The sequence below is a fragment of the Stenotrophomonas sp. AS012628 genome (genome assembly GCF_010608305.1).
Lineage (GTDB): Bacteria > Pseudomonadota > Gammaproteobacteria > Xanthomonadales > Xanthomonadaceae > Stenotrophomonas > Stenotrophomonas geniculata.
In genome coordinates this window covers 1-2235 of sequence record NZ_VMBJ01000095.1, presented here as the reverse complement: position 1 = coordinate 2235, position 2235 = coordinate 1, and the positions used below count along the sequence as shown (strand labels likewise).

2 protein-coding genes are annotated in these 2235 nt (G+C 70.6%); both read left to right on the top strand.

All coding sequences use genetic code 11. The annotated features are described in order from the left end of the window. Positions 1–114: 114 nt before the first annotated feature. A complete protein-coding gene (locus G5A07_RS21085; protein ID WP_191863959.1) occupies positions 115–1593 on the top strand; it encodes a DNA-3-methyladenine glycosylase 2 in 1479 nt (492 codons plus the stop codon). Further along, positions 1590–2081 carry a methylated-DNA--[protein]-cysteine S-methyltransferase gene (locus G5A07_RS21080; protein WP_099474188.1) on the top strand — a complete coding sequence of 164 codons (492 nt, stop codon included), beginning with the start codon at positions 1590–1592 and terminating at the stop codon, positions 2079–2081. Before G5A07_RS21085 ends, G5A07_RS21080 begins: the two co-directional genes overlap by 4 nt. Positions 2082–2235: the final 154 nt, after the last annotated feature.

Genomic DNA, 2235 nt, shown 5'->3' with positions numbered 1-2235 from the left:
CCGGCCAGCGGCCGGCACTACCGCGGGTGCCGGGCACAGCCCGACCTGACGCCCTTCAGCATCCATGTCCGAATGTGGCGAGTATCTCCACCCGTACGCGCCTAGACTGGCGCCATGGAGACCGCCCTCGCCCTCGACACCGCCGCCTGCGACCGCGCCCGCCTGGCCCGCGACGCACGCTTCGACGGCGTGTTCTTCACCGCCGTGCGCAGCACCGGCATCTACTGCCGCCCGGTGTGCCCGGCACCGCCACCGAAGCCGCGCAACATCACCTACTACCCGACCGCCGCTGCGGCCGCCGCCGCCGGCTACCGCCCGTGCCTGCGCTGTCGTCCCGAACTGGCGCCGCAGGCACAGCAGGCATTGGCCGGGCAGACCGTGCAGCGCGCCCTCGCCCTGATCCATAGCGGCTTCCTGCAGGAGCAGCCCGTTGCCGACCTCGCGCAGAAGATCGGCCTCAGCGCGCGCCAGCTGCAGCGCCTGTTCGTTGAACACCTGGGCGCGACGCCGGGGCAGATCCACGCCACCCATCGCCTGCTGCTGGCCAAGCAGCTGCTGACCGAGACCACGCTGCCGGTGACCGATGTTGCGCTGGCCGCCGGCTACAACAGCCTGCGCCGCTTCAATACCGCCTTCCTGCAGGGCTGCGGCATGGCACCGACGGCACTGCGTCGCCAGCATCAGCCGCCGGCCGCCGATGACGGCTGCCTGGTACTGCGCCTGGTGTACCGTCCACCGCTGGATTTCCCGCGCATGCTGGCCTTCCTGCGCAAGCGCAGCCTGCCCGGCATCGAACTGATCGGCGAAGACAGCTACCAGCGCGTGCTCGGCACACCCGAGCGCCCCACCCTGCTGCGCGTCACCGCCGACCCGAAACGCCCGGAACTGCGCCTGCAGCTGGGCGCGGTCGATCCGCGCCTGATCCCCGACATCGTGCGCCGCGTGCGTCGCGTGTTCGATCTGGATGCCGACCTGCAGCAGGTGCATGCCGCGCTGGGCGAGGAACCGCTGCTGGCGCGAGGCATCGCCGAACGTCCCGGTCTGCGCGTGCCCGGTGGCTGGGATGGCTTCGAGGTGGGCGTACGCGCCGTGCTCGGACAGCAGGTCAGCGTGGCCGCGGCCACCACCTTCGCGCGGCGCCTGGTCGATGCCTATGGCGCACACCTGCCGGGCATGCCATCGGAATTCGATCGCCAGTTCCCCGCGCCCGAGGTACTGGCTGAGGCGCCGCTGGAATCGATCGGCCTGCCGCGCACCCGCGCCGCCACCGTGCGTGCGCTGGCCGCTGCCTGCGCCAGCGGCCAGCTCGACTTCGGGCCCGGTCAGGCATTGGAGGAATTCGTTGCGCGCTGCGTGGCACTGCCCGGCATCGGCCCGTGGACCGCGCAGTACATCGCGCTGCGCGGACTTGGCCAGCCCGATGCCTTCCCCGCCGGTGACCTGGTGCTGCAGCAGGTCCTCGGCTACGCCCAAGGCCAGCGCCTGAGCGAGCGTGCGACCGAAGCCCGCTCGCAACCGTGGCGCCCGTGGCGCGCCTATGCCGTGCTGCATCTGTGGCACCTGTCCGGCACCTTCGTTGGAGAACCGACATGACCCTGTTGTTCGATCGTTTCGACAGCCCGATCGGCGTGTTGACCATCGCCGGTGACGAGCGTGGCCTGTCGCATGTGCTGTTCCCGGAAAACCGCCATCCGGCACGCGGCCGCGAAGACTGGCACTACGCCCCGGATGCACTGCCGGAAGCACGCGATCAGCTGCTGCAGTTCCTTCACGGCGAGCGCAACCAGTTCGACCTGCAGCTTGCGCCACGTGGCACCCCGTTCCAGCTGCGCGTGTGGCAGGCGCTGGCGCTGATCCCGTTCGGCCAGACCTGGAGCTACCTGCAGCTGGCGCAGCACCTGGGCCAACCCAGCGCGACCCGCGCGGTGGGTGCGGCCAACGGCCGCAATCCGCTGCCGATCATCCTGCCCTGCCATCGCGTGATCGGCAGCAACGGTGCACTGACCGGCTTTGGTGGCGGGCTGGAAACCAAGGCTGCACTGCTGCGGCTGGAACAGCGCCAGGCACCGCTGTTCGCCTGAGAGGGCTGGCCGGGCTGCGCCCGGCACCCGCAGAGGCAACCGCAACGGCCGAAGCAACAGCGGCATTCCGAGGCATGGCGTGGTGGGTCCGGTTGCGGGGGACGCCGTAAACCCGTCCATGAAGTGACCCCCGAGACTTGGACGGGGTCAAGCG

Bases quoted from the DNA above. Each gene is read 5' to 3' on its own strand.
- G5A07_RS21085 (WP_191863959.1), top strand. From the start codon at position 115: ATGGAGACCGCCCTCGCCCTCGACACCGCCGCCTGCGACCGCGCCCGC.
- G5A07_RS21080 (WP_099474188.1), top strand. From the start codon at position 1,590: ATGACCCTGTTGTTCGATCGTTTCGACAGCCCGATCGGCGTGTTGACC.